General features: G+C 34.6%; 20 protein-coding genes. 12 read left to right on the plus strand and 8 right to left on the minus strand.

The genetic code is table 11. The features are described from left to right. Positions 1–55 precede the first annotated feature (55 nt). Positions 56–877 carry an MOSC domain-containing protein gene (locus tag BIW12_RS08965; protein ID WP_083382088.1) on the plus strand — a complete coding sequence of 274 codons (822 nt, stop codon included), beginning with the start codon at positions 56–58 and terminating at the stop codon, positions 875–877. On the opposite strand, the gene BIW12_RS08970 is transcribed toward BIW12_RS08965, so the two are convergent. Next, positions 874–1,266, minus strand: a complete 393-nt coding sequence (locus BIW12_RS08970; protein ID WP_071186267.1) for a lysozyme inhibitor LprI family protein — start codon at positions 1,264–1,266, stop codon at positions 874–876. The two genes, BIW12_RS08965 and BIW12_RS08970, sit on opposite strands and share 4 nt — an antisense overlap. Positions 1,267–1,298: 32 nt before the next feature. Beyond that, complete coding sequence (locus BIW12_RS08975; RefSeq protein WP_071184810.1) at positions 1,299–1,997, minus strand: hypothetical protein; 699 nt, start codon at positions 1,995–1,997, stop codon at positions 1,299–1,301. A 265-nt stretch (positions 1,998–2,262) separates the two neighbouring features. On the opposite strand from BIW12_RS08975, the gene BIW12_RS08980 reads away from it, so the two are divergent. From BIW12_RS08980 to BIW12_RS09020, 9 genes are all read left to right on the plus strand, one after another. Then, positions 2,263–3,588: a trigger factor gene (locus BIW12_RS08980; protein ID WP_071184811.1), complete on the plus strand. Its 1,326-nt coding sequence runs from the start codon at positions 2,263–2,265 to the stop codon at positions 3,586–3,588. Between the two features lie 341 nt (positions 3,589–3,929). Continuing rightward, positions 3,930–4,601, plus strand: coding sequence for an ATP-dependent Clp endopeptidase proteolytic subunit ClpP (clpP, locus tag BIW12_RS08985; protein ID WP_071184812.1), 672 nt, complete (start codon positions 3,930–3,932; stop codon positions 4,599–4,601). A gap of 80 nt (positions 4,602–4,681) precedes the next feature. Continuing rightward, positions 4,682–5,914: an ATP-dependent Clp protease ATP-binding subunit ClpX gene (clpX, locus tag BIW12_RS08990; protein ID WP_071184813.1), complete on the plus strand. Its 1,233-nt coding sequence runs from the start codon at positions 4,682–4,684 to the stop codon at positions 5,912–5,914. A 170-nt stretch (positions 5,915–6,084) separates the two neighbouring features. After that, positions 6,085–7,323 (plus strand): phosphoserine phosphatase SerB, encoded by a 1,239-nt coding sequence (gene serB, locus BIW12_RS08995; protein ID WP_071184814.1) that lies wholly within the window; start codon positions 6,085–6,087, stop codon positions 7,321–7,323. Positions 7,324–7,435: 112 nt separating this feature from the next. Next, positions 7,436–7,846: an SRPBCC domain-containing protein gene (locus tag BIW12_RS09000; protein ID WP_071184815.1), complete on the plus strand. Its 411-nt coding sequence runs from the start codon at positions 7,436–7,438 to the stop codon at positions 7,844–7,846. Positions 7,847–7,857: 11 nt separating this feature from the next. After that, a complete protein-coding gene (locus tag BIW12_RS09005) occupies positions 7,858–8,265 on the plus strand; it encodes a VOC family protein (RefSeq protein ID WP_071184816.1) in 408 nt (135 codons plus the stop codon). Positions 8,266–8,277: 12 nt separating this feature from the next. Beyond that, a complete protein-coding gene (locus BIW12_RS09010; RefSeq protein WP_071186268.1) occupies positions 8,278–8,715 on the plus strand; it encodes an SRPBCC family protein in 438 nt (145 codons plus the stop codon). A 21-nt stretch (positions 8,716–8,736) separates the two neighbouring features. After that, positions 8,737–9,171, plus strand: a complete 435-nt coding sequence (locus BIW12_RS09015; RefSeq protein WP_071184817.1) for a VOC family protein — start codon at positions 8,737–8,739, stop codon at positions 9,169–9,171. Between the two features lie 2 nt (positions 9,172–9,173). Then, positions 9,174–9,704 carry an SRPBCC family protein gene (locus BIW12_RS09020; protein ID WP_071184818.1) on the plus strand — a complete coding sequence of 177 codons (531 nt, stop codon included), beginning with the start codon at positions 9,174–9,176 and terminating at the stop codon, positions 9,702–9,704. Between the two features lie 55 nt (positions 9,705–9,759). Here BIW12_RS09020 and BIW12_RS09025 read toward each other — a convergent pair whose 3' ends face one another. Then, positions 9,760–11,286 (minus strand): GH3 auxin-responsive promoter family protein, encoded by a 1,527-nt coding sequence (locus BIW12_RS09025; RefSeq protein WP_071184819.1) that lies wholly within the window; start codon positions 11,284–11,286, stop codon positions 9,760–9,762. A 97-nt stretch (positions 11,287–11,383) separates the two neighbouring features. Here BIW12_RS09025 and BIW12_RS09030 point away from each other — a divergent pair, with 97 nt between their 5' ends. Continuing rightward, positions 11,384–12,178, plus strand: a complete 795-nt coding sequence (locus BIW12_RS09030; RefSeq protein WP_071184820.1) for a DUF2797 domain-containing protein — start codon at positions 11,384–11,386, stop codon at positions 12,176–12,178. A gap of 99 nt (positions 12,179–12,277) precedes the next feature. Here the strand turns inward: BIW12_RS09030 and BIW12_RS09035 are convergent, their stop codons facing one another. The 4 genes from BIW12_RS09035 to sppA all read right to left on the minus strand — a co-directional run bounded on the left by BIW12_RS09035 (position 12,278) and on the right by sppA (position 17,727). Beyond that, positions 12,278–12,637, minus strand: coding sequence for a helix-turn-helix domain-containing protein (locus BIW12_RS09035; RefSeq protein WP_071184821.1), 360 nt, complete (start codon positions 12,635–12,637; stop codon positions 12,278–12,280). A 2-nt stretch (positions 12,638–12,639) separates the two neighbouring features. Next, positions 12,640–12,969, minus strand: a complete 330-nt coding sequence (locus BIW12_RS09040; protein ID WP_071184822.1) for a type II toxin-antitoxin system HigB family toxin — start codon at positions 12,967–12,969, stop codon at positions 12,640–12,642. Between the two features lie 181 nt (positions 12,970–13,150). Further along, positions 13,151–15,811, minus strand: a complete 2,661-nt coding sequence (locus BIW12_RS09045; RefSeq protein WP_071184823.1) for an AsmA family protein — start codon at positions 15,809–15,811, stop codon at positions 13,151–13,153. 155 nt (positions 15,812–15,966) lie between these two features. Beyond that, positions 15,967–17,727: a signal peptide peptidase SppA gene (sppA, locus tag BIW12_RS09050; protein ID WP_071184824.1), complete on the minus strand. Its 1,761-nt coding sequence runs from the start codon at positions 17,725–17,727 to the stop codon at positions 15,967–15,969. 124 nt (positions 17,728–17,851) lie between these two features. Between sppA and folK the strand changes: the two genes are divergently transcribed. Beyond that, positions 17,852–18,988, plus strand: coding sequence for a 2-amino-4-hydroxy-6-hydroxymethyldihydropteridine diphosphokinase (gene folK / locus BIW12_RS09055; protein WP_071184825.1), 1,137 nt, complete (start codon positions 17,852–17,854; stop codon positions 18,986–18,988). A 1-nt stretch (position 18,989) separates the two neighbouring features. Here the strand turns inward: folK and BIW12_RS09060 are convergent, their stop codons facing one another. Then, positions 18,990–22,178 (minus strand): T9SS type B sorting domain-containing protein, encoded by a 3,189-nt coding sequence (locus BIW12_RS09060; RefSeq protein WP_071184826.1) that lies wholly within the window; start codon positions 22,176–22,178, stop codon positions 18,990–18,992. Positions 22,179–22,188: the final 10 nt, after the last annotated feature.

Below are 22,188 nucleotides of genomic sequence, written 5' to 3' on the forward strand. Positions count from 1 at the left end.
GGTTTTATAGGTTTTAGACCTTTATAGTTTTTTATTATTTTTGAAAAAAAATAAAATGTTGCAACTTTCAGAAATCTGGATTTATCCTGTAAAATCATTGGGCGGAATTGCCTTAAAAGAAGCTAGAGTTACTGTTCGTGGTTTGGAGAATGACCGTCGTTGGTTGCTGGTGGATAAAAACGGATTGTTTCTAACCCAAAGGGAACATCCTGAATTGGCTCTTTTTCAGCCTGAAATTGATGCTGAATTTTTGAAAATTAGCCATAAAGGAAAGCAATCCGAAGCCTTAAAAGTTAGTGTAGCTATGGATTATTTGGAGCAAAAAAGCAAAGTTAAAGTCCAAATTTGGGAGGATGAAGTAGCAGTCTATGAAGTGAGTACTGAAGCTAATATTTGGTTTTCTGAACGATTGGGTTTTGAGGCTCAATTGGTGTATATGCCTGAGGAAAGTCACCGAAAAGTAGATCCTGATTATGCAGTGAGTGCCGATAATGAAACGGCTTTTTCAGATGGATTTCCGTTTTTATTGATTGGGCAGTCTTCCTTGGACGATTTGAATTCGAGATTAAAAAATCCTGTTCCCATTCGTTGTTTCCGGCCTAATTTTGTTTTTAGCGGTGGCAAAGCTTATCAAGAGGAAACATGGAGGGAATTTACAATTGGCAATCTTCCATTTTATGGTGTAAAACCCTGTAGTCGCTGTATTATGACTACGGTTAATCCTGAATTAGGTGCTTTTGCAGGCAAAGAGCCTTTATATACTTTGTCGAAATACAAGAAAGTAGGGAATAAGGTGTTGTTTGGTCAAAATATAATTACGCAACAACAAGGAAATGTTGCTGTGGGGGATTTAGTGACGGTTCAAAAAAGCATTTAATTCGTTTTTACAGAACCTGAGCAGACGTCTCCTTCTTCTATTCCGTTGAGCCAGATTGTTAGATTTTTTATTCGGCTTTCAGTCAATTCAGTTAAATAGATTGCTCTACAAGTAGGCTGAATGCTCCCGTAATAGTAGTTCGGATAGTTGGGGTATTTCATATCCATCTCGGCATCTCGAAAAGTGATCCAAATGCGTTGTGATTTTTTTAAATTCTCCACAAACAGTTTGTCTGACTTGTATTTGATTAAAATTTGTTGATAGACTGTGTTTAGGTTTTTGTCTGCTTTATCGTAAATATCATAGGCTTTTTGATTTATTTCAGCCTGCGTTTGGGAAAAACAATTGATGCTAAAAGTAAGCAAGAGTGATAGGATGATTTTGTTCATGTTTTTTGTTTTGAGTGAATATAAATTATAACTTAAAAAACAGAAATAAGAAAATCCCATTTGTTCCATAAATCGACATTATGACCATTCTGTTTTGCAGCGATATAAGTAACAGTGTTTTTCAGAATTGACATTATTTCTGTTGTTACAAGGTCATAATCTTCCTTACTGGATGCGGGTTTAAATATGTTGCCAGTGTTAAATTCATTGTGTTTGTTTATGCTAATTGAAAGAACGTTTCTTCCTCTAGCTTTTTCTTTTAAGATTTTCGATTTGTTAAAGGCTTTGTTAATAGCTGAAAGATATACAGGATTTAAATTATTGTTCTTGATTAATGGATATTCTTTGTCTTTGTATATAAATTTGGGTTTTTCTTCTACTTCTTCAATGGAGTATTTATTTTCGCCTCTGTAGTTAGGGCAATATTCAGCAAGATACTTAACAACTCTCATGTCGTTTAACGAATATATTTTATAGAAATGCTCACAAGCATTATCTGTTTCTCCTAATTTTAATTCAACTGCAGCAAGATTGTATAAATATTCATGATTCCATGAAACGGAGTCAGTTACTTTGGTGTAAATTTCTTTAGCTAAAGCAAAATTATTCTCGGAATACGCTTTCTCTCCTTCTGCCAATAATTTATTTAAATTAGTGTAATTTGTTTTTGTGGTTTGTGAAATCCCAATTTGGCTTAAAAAAAAGAATAATAATAAAAAAGATTGTTTCATGATTTCTTTTGATTGTTTTGAATGAAATTAGTTAACATTTTTTCAAATATAAAAAATATTCTTACTTTTTTTTAAGCAGGTGTTACTTTTTTATTTAGGTATAATTAGATAAAATCATTTTAGTAATTACTTTTTCTGTTATCCAGTTTTTTAATAAATAACTGCCTTAAATTCAATCCCGAAGGTTCGGAATAAAAAGCTTGGTTGGCTTGCGAAAATTTTATAATTTTGCCAGCCAATTTTATTATGTAAATTAAAGAAGAAGATGGATATTAAAAGAGTAGCAATTGATGCTGTAACTGAAACCATTGTAATGACTGTGGTACACATGGATTACAAAGGACAAGTAGCCAAAAGAATCAACGAAAAAATGCCTTTGGCGCAAGTAAAAGGATTTAGAAAAGGGGCTGTGCCTAAAGACTTAGTTGAAAAACAATACGGAAAAGCAATTAAACAAGAAGAGGTTAAGAAAGTTGTTGACTTGGCTTTAGAGCGTTATATTCAATCTGAAAGATTAAATCTTCTTGGAACTCCACTTGCTAAAGTAAACGAAGAATTAGATTGGTCTGCTGAAGAATTGACTTTTGAATTCGAAATTGGTTTAGTGCCAAACTTCGAATTAGACTTAGATGCTAAAAACGATATCGTAAAATATGTAGTTACTGCTGATGATAAATTAATCGATGGTCAGGTAGCTCGTATCCAAAAACAATTTGGTACTGCAATTCCTCAGGAAGTTGTTGAAGCTACTTCTGACATCAAAGGAATTTTTACTAACGAGGCTGAAGGAATTGGTAACACAACTACTATTTCATTAGATATTTTCAAAGACAAAGCTACTGCTGATAAATTCATCGGTAAAAAAGTGGGTGATGTTGTTACTGTAAACACTAGCGGTTTATTTGAAGACGATCACCAATTGATGGATTACTTAAAAGTAGGTCATGATAACGTTCACGGTTTAGCAATTGATGTAGATTTCGTTATCGAGGCTATTAGTGTTTCTGAGCCAGCTGAATTGAATCAAGAGTTATTCGACAAATTGTTTGGAGAAGGAAAAGTAGCTTCATTGGAAGATTTGAAATCAAAAATCAAAGAAGATGCTGAATCTCAATTTGCTCAACAAGCGGATCAAAAATTATTAGGTGATGTTACTGAGTTTTTAATCGAAAACACAAAATTCGATTTGCCAGCTGAATTCCTTAAAAAATGGTTGCAAACTGTAGGTGAGAAAAAATTATCTCCAGAAGAAGCTGAAGTAGAATATGCACGTTCTGAAAAAGGATTGCGTTTCCAATTAATCGAAGGAAAAGCTTTGGCTCAAAATGATATCAAAATCACTTTTGAAGACTTAAAAGAATTCACTGCTAAAAACATCAGAGTTCAAATGGCTCAATTCGGGCAAACAAATCCTACTGACGAAGAAGTTCAAGGAATTGTAGCTAGAGTTTTGTCTAACCAAGACGAAGTAAAAAGACTTTCTGATCAGGTAGTTGCTGAAAAATTATTGGAATTGTTCAAAGAAAAAGCAAACCCAACAACTAAAGAAGTGACTTACGAAGAATTTATTGCTGCTTCTTACGGAGAATAAATAATTTCGGGAATAGCTGTAGGCATTAGCCAAAAGTTAAAAAAATAGTTATATTTGAGCGTCAGAAGTTTTTTTGACGCTCTTTTGTTTTTAATTGTTTCAGGAGCAAAATACAGCTATACGCTACAAGTTTTTTCATCCGTTTCAGTTTTTTAAAATTCTTGAAAGAGCTTCCTTCGGTCGCTTTACAAGAATAAAAAAACTAAAAAACGGATTTCAAAAAGCTTTTCGCTGTTATCTGGGCTAAAAAACAAGACATAATGGCATTATTTGTAAAGAGGTATAACCTTTGTACAAGTACAACAGAACGAGATATAACGTAAAACTTAGAACAAATAAATATGAACTACGGTAAAGAATTTAAAAAGTTTGCTACAAAGCACCAAGGAGTAAATGCCATGTACTACGATAAAATCGTTGCGGCAATGAATCCTACTAATATGACTCCATATATTATTGAAGAACGTCAGTTGAATATTTCGCAACTAGATGTTTTCTCAAGGCTGATGATGGATAGAATCATTTTCCTGGGAACAGGAATTGATGACCAAATTGCAAACATCGTTCAGGCACAATTACTTTTCTTAGAAAGTGCTGATGCTTCTAAGGATATTCAGATTTATTTGAACTCTCCGGGAGGAAGTGTTTACGCAGGATTAGGAATTTATGACACCATGCAATACATCAAACCTGATGTAGCAACAATTTGTACAGGAATGGCAGCTTCTATGGGAGCAGTATTGTTATGTGCAGGTGCAGCAGGAAAACGTTCGGCTTTACCACATTCAAGAGTAATGATTCACCAACCATCAGGAGGAGCGCAAGGAGTTGCTTCGGATATGGAAATCAACTTACGCGAAATGTTGAAACTGAAAGATGAGTTATACCGAATTATATCTCACCATTCAGGACAAGAATTCGATAAAGTATATGCCGATTCAGAGCGTGACTACTGGATGATTGCAGAAGAAGCAAAACAGTACGGAATGATTGATGAGGTTTTAAAAAGATAATTTAGATGGAAGTTAGAAGCTGGAAGCTGGGAAAAAAACCTAACTTCCAACTTCTAACTTCTCTCTTCTAACTTAAAAAGATGGCAAAAGAAGTATTAGAATGTTCGTTTTGTGGAAGGAAAAAGCCAGAAACCAATTTATTGATTGCTGGAATTAATGCGCACATTTGCGACAGATGTATCGAACAAGCTCACGGAATTGTTCTGGAAGAATTGAAATCAAGCGGAAGTTCAAAATTAGTTGGTGATTTGATTTTGCAAAAACCAAAAGAAATTAGAGCTTTCCTGGATCAATATGTAATCGGACAAGACCAGACTAAAAAAGTAATGTCGGTGGCGGTTTACAATCACTACAAACGTTTAATGCAACAGCAATTGGACGATGAGGTAGAGATTGAAAAAAGTAACATCATCATGGTGGGACAAACAGGAACTGGAAAAACATTAGTAGCAAAAACCATTGCTAAAATGTTAGATGTTCCTTTGGCTATCGTGGATGCAACAGTTTTAACTGAGGCTGGTTATGTAGGGGAAGATGTGGAAACTATTTTGACACGTCTTTTACAGGCTGCTGATTATGATGTGGCTAAGGCTGAACGCGGAATCGTGTTTATTGACGAGATTGATAAAATTGCTCGTAAGAGCGACAATCCATCAATCACTCGTGACGTATCGGGTGAAGGAGTGCAACAGGCATTGTTGAAATTATTAGAAGGAACGGTTGTAAACGTACCGCCAAAAGGAGGACGTAAACACCCAGACCAAAAATTTGTGGAAGTAAACACCCAAAACATTTTGTTTATTGCCGGTGGTGCTTTTGATGGAGTAGAACGTATTATCTCTAAACGTTTGAACCGTCAGGCTGTGGGTTATTCTACGTCAAAAAATGAAGACAATATTGATAAGGAAAATCTTTTGCAATACATCATTCCAAAAGACATCAAAGATTTTGGATTGATTCCGGAAATAATTGGCCGTTTACCGGTGTTAACGCACATGGATCCTTTGGATAGAGAAACATTGCGTTCTATTTTAACACAGCCTAAAAATGCTTTAATCAAGCAATACCAAAAGTTATTCTTAATGGATGATGTGGAATTCACTATCACTAATGAAGCTTTGGATTTTATTGTGGATAAAGCATTGGAATACAAATTAGGAGCTCGTGGATTGCGTTCGCTTTGCGAGGCTATCTTAACCGATGCGATGTATGAATTACCAAGTTCTGATGATAAAATATTAGAAATTGATGTAGATTATGCTAAGGAAACTTTGAATAAAAATTTATTGAAGCGTTTAGAGATTGCTTCTTAATTTTTTTGATTTATAAAATTTCAAACCCGTCTCGTTTTTTAGAACGAGACGGGTTTTTTTATGCGGATTATTTCTTTAAAATTAACTCTTTGTAAAAAACATAAAATCTGCTTTTTTATACGCAATATATTGTCGATTTTTGTCGCTTCTAAAATCAATACAGACTAAAAATGGCAATTGAGGATAAAGAGATTATTTTATTAAAAGTTTCTGGTCAGGATAAACCAGGGGTAACTGCTGGTTTAACATCAGTTTTGGCAACCTATAATGCCATTGTTTTAGACATTGGACAAGCCGATATTCATGATACACTTTCTTTAGGAATTTTGTTCGAAATCGAAGCAGGTTCTTCTTCAGCGCCGGTTTTAAAAGACTTGTTGTTTAAAGCCTATGAATTGGGAATCAAAGTAAAGTTTATCCCAATTACAATTGCAGATTACGAAAGTTGGGTAAAAGCACAGTCTAAGCAACGTTACATTATTAATATTTTAGGTGAAACATTGGCTGCGGCACAACTGGCTGCGGTGACTAAAATAATGTCCGATCAAAATCTAAATATTGATTCGATAAAAAGATTAACAGGAAGAACTTCGGTTGTAGAAACAGAAATTTATCCTCGTTCCTGCGTGCAATTATCCGTTTCGGGAGAAATTGTTGATAAGAGTGCTATGGCGGCAAGTTTTATGGAAATTTCAAGAACCTTAGATGTTGATATTTCTTTCCAGGAAGATAATATCTACAGAAGAAACAGACGTTTGGTGTGTTTTGATATGGATTCTACCTTGATTCAAACCGAAGTAATTGACGAATTGGCTGAATTAGCCGGTGTGGGTGAACAAGTGAAAGCTATTACTGAATCGGCGATGAATGGTGAGATTGATTTTAGCGAAAGCTTTAAGAAACGCATGGCTTTGTTAGAAGGTTTAAGTGAAGATGTATTGCATAATGTGGCCATCAATTTGCCAATAACAAAAGGAGCACATCGATTGATGAAAGCCTTGAAATACTACGGTTATAAAACCGCTATTTTGTCGGGAGGATTTACTTATTTCGGTCATTATTTGCAAAAAGAATTAGGTATTGATTATGTGCACGCCAACGAATTGGAAATTAAAGATGGTAAGCTGACAGGTAATTATATTGGTGAAATTGTTGATGGTCAAAAGAAAGCTGAATTTTTACAGGCTATTGCTGAAAAAGAAGGTATTCATATCAACCAAACCATTGCTGTGGGTGATGGAGCAAACGATTTGCCAATGATTAATTTAGCGGGATTAGGAATTGCTTTTCATGCGAAACCTACAGTAAAAGAAAGTGCAGCCACTTCTATTTCTAGTCTGGGACTTGACGGAGTTTTGTATCTTTTAGGTTACCATGATCGTCATATTGATATGATGGACAATATCTAAACAACATAAATATAACATTTTCAAAACCTTAGTTCAAATTTGAACTAAGGTTTTTTTTATTCCGTTAAATTTAAAATCGTATTTTTATAATACGAACTCAAAATAGAAAACAATGATAACAGTTCAAACAAAAATTCAAGCTTCCATAGATAAGATTTGGGATCTATGGACATTGCCGGAGCATATTATCCAGTGGAATATGGCTTCTGAAGACTGGCACACACCTTTTGCAGAGAATGATTTGAAAGTAGGTGGTAGATTTAAATCGACTATGGCTTCAAAAGACGGGACAATGAGTTTTGATTTTGTTGGAACTTATTCCGCTATCTTAGATAAAAAATTAATCGCTTATACTATCGAGGACGGAAGAGTGGTAATTATCGTTTTTGAGGAGCTGGAAGATGGGTTTGAAGTCAGGGAATATTTTGAACCGGAATCCGTAAATTCAGAGGAATTACAGCATCAGGGTTGGCAGGCTATTTTAGATAATTTTAAAAAATATGTTGAAAATAATTTGAGTTAAATTCAATAACGATGGCAAAACAAATATGGCTTAATCTTCCGGTAAAAGATATTAAGCAATCGAAGCTGTTTTTTTCTAAACTTGGTTTTTCTTTTAATGAGCAACACGATACGGAATATTCAACTTGTTTGTTAGTAGGGGAAAATAATTTTGTAATCATGCTTTTTGAAGAAACGATGTTTCAGGATTTTATAAAAAATAAAGTAACTGATACCCAGCAAAGTTCAGAAGTGTTGATTTCAATAGATGCTGAAAGTTGGGAAGAAGTAGATGCAATTGCCTATAAAGTTGAGGAAGCTGGAGGAATCGTTTTTTCAAAACCGGCTTTAAGTCAGGGTTGGATGTACGGCTGTGGTTTTGCTGATTTAGATGGACATCGTTGGGGAGTTTTGTATATGGATTATAGTAAATTGTCTTAAATATAATTGAATATGGAAACATTAACTTTTAAGGTTGAAATTCAGGCTCCCAGAGAAAAAGTATGGTCAGTTTTGTGGGAAGATGCGAGTTATAGAAAATGGGCTACTGTTTTTTGTGAAGGAACTTATGCTATAAGCGATTGGACTGAAGGAAGTATTATTCAGTTTCTTACACCAAATGGTGAAGGAATGTACAGTGTTATAGAGGAAAAAATTGAAAATGAATATATGGCTTTCAAGCATTTGAGTATGATGAAAAATTTTGAAGTTTTGCCTGTTGATGCAGCAAATCAGGAATGGGTTGGGGCAACAGAAAGCTATCGATTGACAAGCAGTGACGGGATAACGGTTCTAAAAGCTACGGTGGATACGGTCGATAAATATGTTGACTATTTTAACACCACGTTTTTAAAGGCATTAATGATAATAAAAGAACTTTCAGAGGAATAATCATAATTTAAAATTGGAATCATGACAACAATTAATCCGTATTTAATTTTTAATGGCAATTGCGAAGCAGCTTTTTTGTTTTACAAATCCGTTTTTGGAGGGGAATTTCCATATATCGGAAGGTTTAAAGATATGCCTGCGGGCGATAATACTCCTGAATTATCCGAAGAAGAAGGAAACCGAATCATGCACGTTTGTTTACCAATTGGTCAGGCTGTTTTGATGGGAAGTGACAGTAATTCAGTCAGTGGTGATGTTGTTTTTGGAGGGAATGTTTCAATTTCGATTAATGTAGAAAATAAGCAGGAAGCCGATCGAATTTTCAACGGACTTTCAGATGGAGGAAATGCTTATATGCCGATGGCTGATACTTTTTGGGGTGCTTATTTTGGAATGTTTACCGATAAATTTGGAATCAATTGGATGGTGAATTTTGATAAAAACGAAAAACAATAAGCATGAGAATCATTAAAAAAATAGTATTTGGAATTTTAGCTTTCATCGTTTTACTTTTAATAGTGGCTTTGTTTATTCCAAAGGATTTTACGGTTTCCGTTTCGACAATTATAAACCAACCCAAAGCAGTGGTTTTTGATTATGTGAAACTAATTAAAAATCAGGAGGAATATAGTGTTTGGGTGATGCAGGATCCTAATGTTGTAATGACTTATACCGGTGTTGACGGTACCCAAGGATTTAAAGCAGCTTGGAATAGTAAAGATGATAATGTGGGCGAAGGCTCACAGCAAATTGCAAAAATTACTGATGGCAGAATTGATGTCGATTTACATTTTGAAAGACCAATGAAAGGGGAAGCTAAAGCAGCTACTTTTGTAGAAACCGTTTCGGGAAATCAAACTAAAGTTACCAATGAATTTTATGGTCATGCCACTTACCCGATGAATTTAATGTCTATTATAGGAAAGAAATTTATAACAGATGCCCAAACTCAAAATTTAGCTAATTTGAAGAAAATATTGGAAGAATAAATTCTTTTTGTAAAATATATAGTTAAAAACCTTAATTCAATGAGTTAAGGTTTTTTTATAAAATCACTTTTTCCTGCATGTTCTTTAACTGTTCCAGGTAATCTCTTTCATTAGATAATCTCGGGATTTTATGTTGACCTCCTAATTTGTTATTGTCTTTTAGCCAATCGTAAAATAAATTTTCTCTGGCCACATTAATTACCAAAGGATTTAGTGTCATGTTGTTGTAACGTTTGGCTTCGTAATCAGAATTTAGGCTTTGTAAAGTTTCGTCCAAGGCTTTTTGAAAAACAGCCATATCAGCCGGTTTTTTCTTGAATTCAATCATCCATTCGTGTGCTCCTTTTTCTTTTTCTTTCATGAAAATTGGAGCAACGGTATAATCAACTATTTCGGCATGAGTGATTTGGCAAGCTTTGGCTAGGGCCTGATCGGTGTTTTCGACCATTAATTCTTCACCAAAAACGTTGATGTGATGCTTGGTTCTTCCGGTAACTCTGATTCGGAATGGATTTAGAGAAGTAAAACGAACCGTGTCGCCTACTAAATAGCGGAATAAACCCGAATTAGTAGTAATCACAACAGCATAGTTTTTATTCAATTCCACATCGGCCAGACGGATAGTTTTTTGTTTTAACGTTCCAAAAGTATCCATTGGAATAAATTCGTAGAAAATTCCGTAATCCAGCATTAGCAATAAATCACTGGAATTATTTAAATCCTGGATGGCAAAAAAGCCTTCGGATGCATTATATATTTCGTAATATTTAAATTCTTTTTTAGGGAGTAAGTTTTGGTATTGTTCGCGATAAGGATTGAAACTTACACCTCCGTGGAAATACACTTCGAGGTTAGGCCAAATTTCGAACAAATTCCCTTTGCCCGTTTCTTCTAGCATTTTGTTCATCAAAACTAACATCCACGAAGGCACACCGGCAAAACTGGTTACATTTTCTTTTTTGGTTTCGTTGATAATGGCAGCCATTTTAGATTCCCATTCGCTCATTAACGAAATTCGATTGCTGGGAGTACTGCTAAATTCTGCCCAAATAGGCATGTTTTCAATCAATATTGCTGATAAATCCCCAAAAAAACTATTGTTATCTTCATAGATTTGAGAGCTTCCTCCCAGGCGTAAACTCTTGCCTGTAAAAAGTTCAGAGTTTTCATTGTTGCTCAGGTATAGGCACAATAAATCCTTACTGCCTTTGTAATGGCAATCTTCGAGAGCTTCGTTGCTTACAGGGATAAATTTGCTCTTGGCATTGGTAGTTCCGCTTGATTTTGCAAACCATTTGATAGGTGATTCCCAAAAAACATTCTGTTCTCCCTGACGTGTTCTCTCTATTAAAGGTTGTAATTCTTCGTAAGTAGCAATCGGAATTCTTTCTGCAAAAGTAGCATAGGAATTAATCGAAGCATAATCGTATTTTTTACCTAAAATCGTATTTTTTGCCGAGGAAATCAAATTCATAAGTAATTCTTCCTGAACCTCATTAGGGTATTTCAGGAAAAGTTCAATCTGATGGATTCGTTGTTTTAAAACCCAAGAGGCGAATGAATTGATAAGCTGTGTTGGCATTTTTAAAAAATTGGGTTATGAAATTTAGCTTAGGAGTAATAACTTTACCAAAAATAGGAAAATTTACGAAATAGCAAACTTAAAAAAACTAATCTTAATGCAATACGAAGGAGTACTTACTAAAATGGAAACCGAATACGGAAACCCGATTCAATACTACTTGGTTTTTGAGAGTAGTTTTTTGAATGTAAACCAACTATTAGATAAAAATATTGCCATTAATTTTGTTGGTTTCCAATGTTTGAATTGTGGTAAAAAGAAAAAAATATTCCGTCAGGGTTTTTGTTACGATTGCTTTTATTCCAGTGCCGCTGTGGGTGATTGGATTATGAAACCCGAGTTGAGTACGGCGCATTTAGGGATTGAAGACCGCGACTTGGCTTATGAAGAAAAGGTGCAATTGCAACCTCATATTGTTTATTTGGCTTTGTCTAGTGAGATAAAAGTGGGTGTGACAAGAAAAACACAAGTTCCTACGCGATGGATTGATCAAGGAGCAAACGAAGCGATTGCCATTGTAGAAGTTCCTAATCGTTATTTGGCTGGAATTACCGAGGTGGCTTTAAAGAATCATTATGCTGATAAAACCAATTGGCGCAAAATGTTAACCAATGATATTGAAGCAGTTGATTTAGTTGCCGAACGATTGAAATTGGAGGATTTAATTCCGGCTGAAGTTCAGGAATATTTTTATTCGAATAAAAATGATTTGTACCAAATGGATTATCCTGTTTTGCAATATCCTTCTAAAGTTAAAAGTTTGAGCTTAGATAAAACGCCTAATTTTGAAGGGAAATTAACTGGGATAAAAGGACAATATTTGTTATTTGAAGACGGAACTGTTTTTAATGTTCGTGGTTCGGAGGGTTATGTGGTGAGTATTGAGGTTTAAAAAGATTTTTATTAAGGATTCTTTCTTTTGATAAAAACAAACAAGCCGTTTCAAATTTTATTTTGAAACGGCTTGTTTGTTTAAAAAATTAAAGTCATATTAACTCGCATTGTGTAGAAATACTTCTGCAGGAATGCTGAAATAGTTTTTTAGTTTCTGGGCCATTTTTAAAGTAATTTCCCTTTTTCCTGAAAGAATGGCTGAAACATGACCTTTACTTCCTATAATTGGCTCAAGATCTTTTGCTTTTATTCCCATTTCCTCCATTTTATATTTAATCACTTCTAAAGCATCGAGTTCTGGCAATTGATAATGTTTTTCATCATAATCTTTTATCAAAACAATCAATAAGTCCAATTCGTCACTTTCAGCAGTGTTGGGTTCTGCGTTGAATATTTCCATCATTCGTATTGAAGCCCTGTTGTAATCGTCTTCTGTTTTTAATACTTTCCAGTTCATAATTAAATCTTTTTGTCTGTTAGGATTGCTGTGTCAAATGCAATTGTTTCTACATTTATTTTGTCATATTCTTTGTGTGTTCCAAACCAAATTACATAACATGCGCTTTGTAGAAAATTAACTGAAATAACCAAGCGAAAATCATTTCCTTTGATATTGAAAACTACCCGATTATTATTTACAACACTTGCATTTCCATAAACTTTTTTGAGTTCGTTGAAGTTGTTAAATTCCAGTTTTGAAAATTCATTATACCAAATGAGCAATTGTGTGGCTGCGATTGGATACTTTTTGATATAAAATAAAATCGTTTTCTTTACAAGGATTTTCATTTAACAAAGGTAATTAAAAGTTTTCAATTTGCAAACTTTGTTTCGGGTTATCCGTTTTAAAATCTGTTATGTTTTAGTTGACAGTAGTGGTTTTTACCTCTGCTTTGTGTTAGATAAAAGTAAACAAGCCGTCTCAAAATAGTACTTTGAGACGGCTTGTTCGTTAAAAAAAAGAGTATTACTAATTCGTTTTTGTAGTATCGACTACTTTTTTCTTTTTGTTGAAGAGATTGTTTAATAAGTCAGTAGCCTTTGCTTTGACTTCCTCTTTAGCCTTAGTTTGCACTTCCGCTTTGGTGGCAGGAATAGTTGTTTTAGTGGTATCTCCTGCTTTTTTGTTTTTATTGATAATGTCAGTTAGGGCTGAGGTTCCTTTGTTAACTAGTTTCGTTTTTTGTTGCTGAATCAACTGATTGGTTAGATTCGTAGCCGCAGTTTTTAAATCGGTTGAAATTTTAGGTTTCGAAAAACTACCTGTTAGAATTGCATTGACAGGGATGTTTTCCAGTTTTTGTGCATCGGCAGCAGATAATTTTGAAATTAACGTATTGGCTTCTGTTCCCAGGTATTTTGCCGGAACATTGAATTTGATGTTGTAATTCATGCTTTGGTCAAAACCATGAGTTCCGCCAATGGTTGCCTGAATATCCTGGTATTTTATATTGAAAGGTTTTACACTTACTTTTCCGTCTTTAAATGAAATTGCGGCTTTCAAATCGTTCAAATTGATTTTACTCATGTCTAAGAACTTGATGTTTGAAGTCAGAGCTGTCAACAGAGTTGAATTACTGGAATTGATAGTTGTAGAAAGAAATTGCCCCAATAAATCTCCTGTGATGGTTTTTAAGTCGGGAGTGAGTTCGTTTGCATCCAAATTTCCATTTAATTTAATGGTAGAGTTAATTTTACCGTTAACAATTCCGGCAATAGGAGCCAGTTTTTTAAGCATGTCCAGTTGGGTAAAAGACTGTGCAATATCTACTTGAGTTAAACCTAAATTCATATCGAATGTTGGTGTTTTTTCTTTGGTAGAAACCGCACCATTTAATCCGATAGAACCGCCAAAAATGTTTGTTTTGATATTTTCCATCGTTAGTTTTTCGTCTTTAACGGTTAATTTTCCGGAAACATTTTTCAGTGTTAAATTATCATACAATACCGTATTGGCTTTTGCGGTAAGCGTACAATCCAGGAAAGCGGGGATTTTCATGGCTTCTGTCTTTTTCGCTTTTGCATTGTCGGTTGTTGTATTTGTTGTTACTGCTTTTGGTTTTTCTTCAGAAGTCACAAAATCATTAACAGCTAATTGATTTGAAGTCAGGTTAAAATTTCCTTGCAGGTTTTGATTTTTAAATATAAAACCATAGAAATTTTCTAAAACCCCCGTAACACTTAAGTCGCTTTTACCAGTTGAAGCATTAAATTGTTTTAAGTTCACTCTAGATGGGTTAAATACAATGGCAGCGTTGCTAATATTCATCGATTTGCCGTTTTCGTCAGTATATTTAAAGCCAGATAAGCTCATTGTACCGGCATTATTAATGTTTTGGTACTGACTTTTTTCTACCGATTGCATGTCAAATTTGGTAGTCACATCGGCTTTTAGAATTCCACTTAGCGGTTTTTCTAATTTGATAGGGTAGGCTTTCGATAAGTTTCCTAAGTTGATTGTTCCTTTTAATGCAGCATCAACAATGGCGTTTTGGGTGATGTTTTTGATATTGGCCTTTGCATTAAAAACATCCTGATCAATGCGGAAAGAAAGCTTGTCTAAGTTGACATAGGTATCGTTTAAGATTCCCGTTTGATTGATGATTTTAGTGTCTATGATAATATTTTGTACTGATTTTGGCAAGTTAGGATATTGGAAAGAAGCGTTATTAGAAGCGATTTCGATGTTGAATTTAGGTACTGTGGTGTCCGAATACAATCCTTTGGCAAAACCGGCTACGGTAAAATCTCCTGTGGTTTTCACATTGTCTAAACTGGCTGCATAAGCCGCTGGAATAACACCTAAGAAGTTTTTAAAGGAAGAAGTAGGTGTTTTAAATTTCAAGTCGTATTCCTGACCCGCATCGACTAATTGGATAAAACCGTCAAATTCTAATGGCAATTGATTGATTAAAGCCTTGTTTTCTTTGAAAGTGTATTTGCTTTTTTCTAAATCAATTCCTAAAACGGCGTCTAGAGTCAAAGCAACATGGTTCATGTAATTGACCTTGTCCATGTCCAGACTTATTTTGGCTGTTGATTTGGTGTCCAAATCTAATTTGGAAGCCGCAAAATCTCCGGTTCCTTCGTGATTCAGGCTGTCGATAAGCATTTTTATTTTCGAACTTTCATCAAAATATCGAAACTGAAAATTTTCCAGTTTATAATTCTGGATATTGAGAGCAAGCGGTTTGCTTTTAGACTCATCAGTGGAAGTTTTATCATCTTTTATGGCAATGTCATAATTCCCAATCCCATCTTTATTGAAAATAATATTGATTAAACCGTTTTTAGAACTAATTCCGTCAATATTTATAGGTTCATTATCGCCTTTAAAAAGTTCTTTGATTGACATTTTTAAATTCAGTTCGCCTAATGCAACTAAAGTGTCGCCTTCAAATGGAGCTTTGTTGATGATAGCTAATTTTTCGATGGTAACATTAGCATTAGGAAAGTTTTTAAATAAACTCAAATCGGCATCGGCAAAACTGACTTTGGCATCCACTTTTTGGTTGATAGCGTCAATAATTTTAGCTTTTATCTGATCCTTAAAAAAATAAGGTATTGCAAATAATGATCCTGCAACTAAGAGGATGAAGCTTCCTATAATTATCATTGTTTTTTTTAACATGGCGACGGATTTTGTCTTAATAAAGATGTTCTACTACAAAAATAAAGCATTAGCTGATAAGTAGTTTATAATATTTTCACAATATCTTACAATTTTTACCGGGCAATGCGGGATAAAAAAACCGTTTAAGAATGACTTAAACGGTTAATTGTTTTTTAATAAATCGAAATTTCAAATGGCATCATGGCCTGGATTCCTTTTCGGGATTGGAATTTCTTTACTTGCTGTAAGAGCTGGTAATTTTCGATGCCGATTTCCTCTTTTATGATGTTTTGTTTTGAGCTGCCAAAAGGGAGTTTAGCAAATACATCGTCAAGATCTTTTTCGTATTCGGGATAATTCTGAGTAGTGTAGTTTGAAGTTTTTGATAAACGGGCTGCTTCTACAATTGCGGCATTTAATCCGCCAATTTTATCGACAAGACCAATTTTAAGTGCTTCGGCCCCTGACCAGACTCTTCCCTGAGCAATAGAATCTACAGTGGCAAAATTCATTTTTCGGCCCTGGGCAACGTGACTTACAAAGGTTTTATAGATGTGTTCAATGCTTTCGAGTGTAACGGTTTTGAAATTTTCGTCCATTGGAACAAAGGGACTATAATTGGCCGCATTTTGATGTGTTTTTACCTGTTCGATATTGATGCCTATTTTTTTTGTCAGCTGATTAAAGTTGGGTAAAATACCAAAAACACCTATAGAACCTGTAATAGTATTGCTTTCGGCAAAAATCGTATTGGCATTACAGGCAATATAATAACCTCCTGAAGCGGCATAATTACCCATTGAAACCACCACAGGTTTTATTTTTTTAGTCAATTCTACTTCTCTCCAAATCAAATCGGAAGTCAGTGCATTTCCTCCGGGACTATCAATTCTTAGTACAATTGCTTTTACTTTTTTGTCTTTTCGGGCTTCCTGCAATGAGCGACGCATAGAACCTTCACCAATAGTATTTACATCACCTTCACCGCTTTGAATTTCGCCTTGAGCATAAATAACAGCTATTTTATCATCACTTTCAGAGACAATAGAAGTCGTAATCATTTTATTAGTATAATCGTTTATCGAAATTTTGTTGTAGTCCTTATCAGGGCTAACTTTTAGTGCTTTTTTAATATCATTGTGATAAACGTCTTCATAAGCAATCTGGTCTATAAGTTTTTGCTGTTTTGCCATTTCAGGAGTTCGAGCCAGTAAACCATTGGCAATTTCGTTTAATTTGGCAGTTGAAATTTTTCTGCTTTTCGAAATGTCAGCACAAACGGAATTCCAAATGGATTGTAGCAATGCCGTGGTTTGTTCTCTGTTGGCATCACTCATTTTATTTTCTAAGAAAGGTTCTACGGCACTTTTGTATTTTCCATGTCTAAGGACTTCCATTTTTACACCTGTTTTTTCCTGTAAATCTTTGAAAAACATAATTTCAGAAGATAATCCTTTGAAGTCCATTTCTCCCACAGGATTCAAATAAATAGAATTGGCTACGGAGTTTAAATAATATTCTTTTTGCGAATAGCTATTGGCGTAAGCCATGACAAATTTTCCAGATTTTTTGAAGTTTTCTAAAGCATTTCTCAACTCTTTACTCTGTGCCATTCCTAATTGGGAATTGTTGTTTAAAATAGAAATTCCTTTGATGTTGTCGTCTATCGAAGCCACATCAATAGCGTTAATTACATCCGAAAACCCAATGTTTTTTTCTTCCGAAAAAAAACTCATCCAGGGATCTTTGTATTTGCCGGCATAATCATATTTTACATCTTCAAGATTTAATTCGATTACCGAATTGGTTTTAAGAGCTTCTCCTTCTGTTTCCCCGCCAAAAATTGCACCGATAAAAACGATTCCGAAAAAAAACAGCATTAGAAACACAAATAAACCTACAACCGTAGCGATAACATTGCTTAAAAACTTCATAATATATTCTTTGAATTTGGAGGTAAAAATATCCGGATTTTTGATTGTTTTTCGAATTGGAATGCGGACACTTTGTGCAAATATATTGCTATTTCTAAAATTCTTTAGTTAATTTGTGCTTAATATGAGAGCACAACATCAGGTTATTTTATCCATTGGGAGTAATCAAGGCGAACGTTTAGAGGCAATTAAGCAATGTGTCGCATTAATTCATCAGGAAATAGGAACGGTAATTCAGGTTTCCCGGGTTTATGAAACCGCAGCCTGGGGTTTTGATAGTGATGCTTTTTATAATTGTTCACTGGTTTTGCATACCTATCATTCTGCTCAACAAGTGCTCTTGAAAGCCTTGGATGTAGAGCAAAAATTAGGACGTATTAGGCAAAATGCCAGTGGTTATCAATCCCGGATTATTGATATTGACATGATTGCTTTTGATGAGGAAATTATTGATACCGAAACGCTCTCTGTTCCACACCCATTGATGCAAGATCGAAAGTTTGTATTGCTTCCTTTTCAGGATTTAAAAATTAATTGGACGCATCCTGTTTTACAAAAAAATATTTTGGAGTTAATTGAAAGCTGTCCTGATGAAGGCATTTGTGTTGCTGTGGCTGATTTAGAAAATCCGTTGCAAAAGAACTCTTTTGATAAAACACATTATATCGCTTTTGAAGGAAATATTGGGGCAGGAAAAACCACATTGGCAACCAAAATCGCAGCCGATTTTAATACAAAAACTTTATTAGAGCGTTTTGCTGAGAATTCTTTTTTGGCTAAGTTTTACAAAGATCAGCAGCGTTATGCTTTTCCGTTAGAACTTTCTTTTTTGGTCGATCGTTACCAGCAAATTTCAGAAGATTTGGCTTCGTTGGATTTGAAGAAAGATTTTTTAGTAGCCGATTATCATGTTTTTAAATCGTTGATTTTCGCAAAAGTAACTTTGGAAGGGGCTGAATATCAATTGTATAAAAGTCTTTTTGATATTGTTTATAAAGAAATGCCTAAGCCAGATTTGTATGTTTATTTGTTACAACATCCTGAACAATTATTGGTAAACATAAAGAAAAGAGGCAGAGATTACGAGCAGGGAATTTCGGTTGAATATTTGGAAAAAATCAATAGTGCGTATTTGGCTTATTTGAATTCGCAAACCGAATTGAATGTTCTTATTATTGATGTAACCAATAGAGATTTTGTAAACAATCAATCGGATTATCTTTTTATTTTAGATGAAATTCAAAAGAGAATCAATAGCTAATTTATCTTTTTAAAGAAAAATGTCCTCGGATTTCTGGTTTTCCTTCTTCTAATTTTATCACATACCAATAATCATTTGCTGGTAATAAGGCTCCGTTGAAAGTTCCGTCCCAATTAGGATTAGCATTGTTCAGGAATTTAATAAGTTTTCCGTAACGATCAAAGATTTGTACATACGCATTAGGGTATTTTGTCATTCCTTTGATTCCCCAATAGTCATTATAGGAATCATTGTTTGGGGTGAAATATTTTGGAATACCAACTACAATTACACTTTTAGAAACTACACCACAGCCGTTTTTGTCATTAATATAAACTTCGTGAATTCCTGCTGGGACATTATTAAATTGGTTAGAATTCTGCCAAAAATTAGATGCCTCATCTAAACTGAATTCATAGTCTCCAGGTCCAGTTACATTAACGGTAATGGAATTTTCATCGGACAATTCAACGATTTCTATTGATGCAATAGTAGCTATATTGGAAGCATTTACGTTAATTGTTCTTGTTCTGCTGCAGCCTAAACTATTGATAGCTTCGATAGAGTAATTTCCAATTTCATTTACGTCTATTGTAGGTGAGTTGATACCTAAATCGATTCCATCTTTTTTCCATATATAATTATAATCCGAAGTTGGAGTGTTATCGGTAATGCCTGCATCCAAAGTCACATAAAAAGTAGTTAGGTTAGAACAAACTAATTGGTTAGCACTTCCGTCAAGGTTAATATCAATATTAGGAAGAGGGTGTACATTAAATTCAATTATCGTTGAAGCAGTACAATTTAGATTGTTAGGGTTTTCAACCGTTGCGGTAATCTTTTGTGTTCCAGTTACAAATAGATTAGGTAGTGGACTAGGTAGCAAAGCACCATTTTCATCATAAAATTTTAGAGTCATTCCTGTTTGTCCACCTAAAATTGTGGTGTCAAAACCAGTGGTGTCAAATGCATATTTTCCGTCTTGTTCTAACGGATTGATTTCATCATCACAGCTAGTTGTTAATGCTGGATTTATAGAGAAAGCTTGCGGCGTTTTGTCTACAATAAATTCAATAGTAGATTCGTCATAACATTGTGCCGGAGTGTTATTGGTTACTACTGCTTTTATTATTTGTGATGTTGTTGTGAAATTTGAAGGAAAGGGACTTGAAATAAGTACTCCGTTAACATCTTTTAGAGGATAGTTGTTTGAATCAAAATAGGTTACGGCTACATTGGTTTGTCCTTTTATTAGGTCAGACTCTAAAGTAACGGTATTAAAAGTAAAGATGCCATCATCATTGTCATCACATTGGCGGCTAATTATTACTGGATGAGCAGAAGGTAAGGCCTCAACTTTTAAACTGATGTATGGGCCAAGTCCAAAACAGGCATTTTCGATTTGACTATCTACCCGCACCCAAATATCTTGGGTATTTGGATAGCCAATGTTTCGGTAGTTAGTAATGTCTGTAATTTTATTCATTTCAGCTAAAGCATCTGCTTCATTTCTGTAATAGTTGATGTTGTAAATTTCAGTGGTTGGTAATAGTCCTTGAATAGTTGCTTTTGTTGCCGAAAGATCAAAGGAACTAATACCGTCTCTGTCGTTATTGTTAGTGTTATTATTGCCATTACTATCTAATAAATCATCACAAACTGGAGGGACTATAATTTTAAAATTTGCAGGGATGTTGGTCGCAGAAACTATTAAGCTGATTTTGGCAACACTAAAACATCCTGTAAGTTTATTAGCTACCCTAGCCCAAATATCCATGTTGGTAGAAGTAGTATTTTCGAAAGCTATCGGATTAGAAATTAAATCAGCTGCAACTCCGTTATTGGCTCCATTTAAAGTGGTATAGTAAGTAATAGTCTCGTTGTTGTAATTAGTAGATATAGCATCGTTTTTCACGGTTAAATTAAAAAGGGTTTTTCCGTCAGGTGATGTATCACTATCACATTGTAAAATACTAATGTCATTTACAATTGGTAATGGATTAACTGTTGCTATTACAGTTTTTCTTTCGTTAATGCACCCAGCATCTACATAAAAGCTAGTGGTTGAGGATAAAGTAGGTGTAGTGAAACTGTTTCCGTTTGCAATTGGTGTTGTTGCAGTTTGTGAATCGTACCAGTACACTGTTCCATTTTCGGCAGTTGCTTGTAGTATTACCGTTCCATTTCCACATCTTGTAGCTGGTGTCGTACTTGTAATTTTTGACATGCTTAGCGTTGTACTAGCTGAAAGATCTACAATAGGGTCGCCAGGCATTCCTCCGTATTCTACAATGTAGCCCGTTGGATGATAATTACCTGGCGGATCTCCATCGTTAGATAGGTCATTCCATGCGCCAGCCCTTCCTATTCCGGGAGCCGTAATGTGTGCATAATGTTCTCCAGTTGGTTTAAATGGCTGTATATTGTTGTTTGGTTCATTGTTGTTCCAATTTGCATAAAAATAGGGTGCTGTTGTCGTGCCATTACTTCTTCCGTTCCAAAAAACAGTTCCGGCTTCTGGTCCTGTCATCCATTTCCAGACATTTTCTGTTTCAACATCGCTACCTCCTATCCATCCAGTTCCAGGGGCTTGAGCTCCGGCTAATTGGGCCTCCTCAGCAGAGGTTAGTGTAGCTAAATATCCCTGTAGTAGTCCGTAGTGTTTTTTTAGGGCTGCTGCATCTCTGGCAGCAGTCCAAGAAATTCCATAGCTGCTTACATATTCATAATAATGTCCATTACTGGGTAAATAGCTTACCTGTCCATTACCAATACTTATAGAAAAACTTCTTGTTCCAGAAGGGTTAGGAGAGGAATTATAAAATTCAACTGCTTCTATGGCAAATTTTAAATCTGAATAGGGTATTAAATTGCCAGAAGAATTAAAAATTTTTAGTTTTCCTTCAGAAGCAATAAATGTGCTTGAAATAGAAGGATTGTTTAATTTGTAATCATTGTTTAATTGTAATAGATCTTGTCCAATTCTATAACCAGACGAAATTTGAATGTCAACTGCATTAGTACTCGTTTCAGATGGGTCGTGATTGATAATTACATTTTTTGCAATTTTTTGATACGTTTGAGGGCAGTATACATCGTAGCTTTCAGCTGTTATTGATGGAGGGTCAATTACAGTTGAGGTAGTAGCGGAATAATTATGATTGTAAAAAAAAAATAATACAATTACAATATGTAAAGTTTTGTTTATCATATTGTAAAAA

Origin of the sequence: Flavobacterium commune (assembly GCF_001857965.1) — a bacterium.
GTDB classification, from domain to species: Bacteria; Bacteroidota; Bacteroidia; order Flavobacteriales; family Flavobacteriaceae; genus Flavobacterium; species Flavobacterium commune.

Excerpts from the sequence above, each read along its gene's own strand:
- BIW12_RS09005 (WP_071184816.1), top strand. The coding sequence starts at position 7,858 with ATGGCAAAACAAATATGGCTTAATCTTCCGGTAAAAGATATTAAGCAA.
- clpX (WP_071184813.1), top strand. The coding sequence starts at position 4,682 with ATGGCAAAAGAAGTATTAGAATGTTCGTTTTGTGGAAGGAAAAAGCCA.
- BIW12_RS09010 (WP_071186268.1), top strand. The coding sequence starts at position 8,278 with ATGGAAACATTAACTTTTAAGGTTGAAATTCAGGCTCCCAGAGAAAAA.
- serB (WP_071184814.1), top strand. The coding sequence starts at position 6,085 with ATGGCAATTGAGGATAAAGAGATTATTTTATTAAAAGTTTCTGGTCAG.
- BIW12_RS09015 (WP_071184817.1), top strand. The coding sequence starts at position 8,737 with ATGACAACAATTAATCCGTATTTAATTTTTAATGGCAATTGCGAAGCA.
- BIW12_RS09020 (WP_071184818.1), top strand. The coding sequence starts at position 9,174 with ATGAGAATCATTAAAAAAATAGTATTTGGAATTTTAGCTTTCATCGTT.
- BIW12_RS08980 (WP_071184811.1), top strand. The coding sequence starts at position 2,263 with ATGGATATTAAAAGAGTAGCAATTGATGCTGTAACTGAAACCATTGTA.
- BIW12_RS09025 (WP_071184819.1), bottom strand. The coding sequence starts at position 11,286 with ATGCCAACACAGCTTATCAATTCATTCGCCTCTTGGGTTTTAAAACAA.
- sppA (WP_071184824.1), bottom strand. The coding sequence starts at position 17,727 with ATGAAGTTTTTAAGCAATGTTATCGCTACGGTTGTAGGTTTATTTGTG.
- BIW12_RS09045 (WP_071184823.1), bottom strand. The coding sequence starts at position 15,811 with ATGTTAAAAAAAACAATGATAATTATAGGAAGCTTCATCCTCTTAGTT.
- folK (WP_071184825.1), top strand. The coding sequence starts at position 17,852 with ATGAGAGCACAACATCAGGTTATTTTATCCATTGGGAGTAATCAAGGC.
- BIW12_RS08965 (WP_083382088.1), top strand. The coding sequence starts at position 56 with ATGTTGCAACTTTCAGAAATCTGGATTTATCCTGTAAAATCATTGGGC.
- clpP (WP_071184812.1), top strand. The coding sequence starts at position 3,930 with ATGAACTACGGTAAAGAATTTAAAAAGTTTGCTACAAAGCACCAAGGA.
- BIW12_RS09035 (WP_071184821.1), bottom strand. The coding sequence starts at position 12,637 with ATGAACTGGAAAGTATTAAAAACAGAAGACGATTACAACAGGGCTTCA.
- BIW12_RS09000 (WP_071184815.1), top strand. The coding sequence starts at position 7,436 with ATGATAACAGTTCAAACAAAAATTCAAGCTTCCATAGATAAGATTTGG.
- BIW12_RS09030 (WP_071184820.1), top strand. The coding sequence starts at position 11,384 with ATGCAATACGAAGGAGTACTTACTAAAATGGAAACCGAATACGGAAAC.
- BIW12_RS09060 (WP_071184826.1), bottom strand. The coding sequence starts at position 22,178 with ATGATAAACAAAACTTTACATATTGTAATTGTATTATTTTTTTTTTAC.
- BIW12_RS08975 (WP_071184810.1), bottom strand. The coding sequence starts at position 1,997 with ATGAAACAATCTTTTTTATTATTATTCTTTTTTTTAAGCCAAATTGGG.
- BIW12_RS08970 (WP_071186267.1), bottom strand. The coding sequence starts at position 1,266 with ATGAACAAAATCATCCTATCACTCTTGCTTACTTTTAGCATCAATTGT.
- BIW12_RS09040 (WP_071184822.1), bottom strand. The coding sequence starts at position 12,969 with ATGAAAATCCTTGTAAAGAAAACGATTTTATTTTATATCAAAAAGTAT.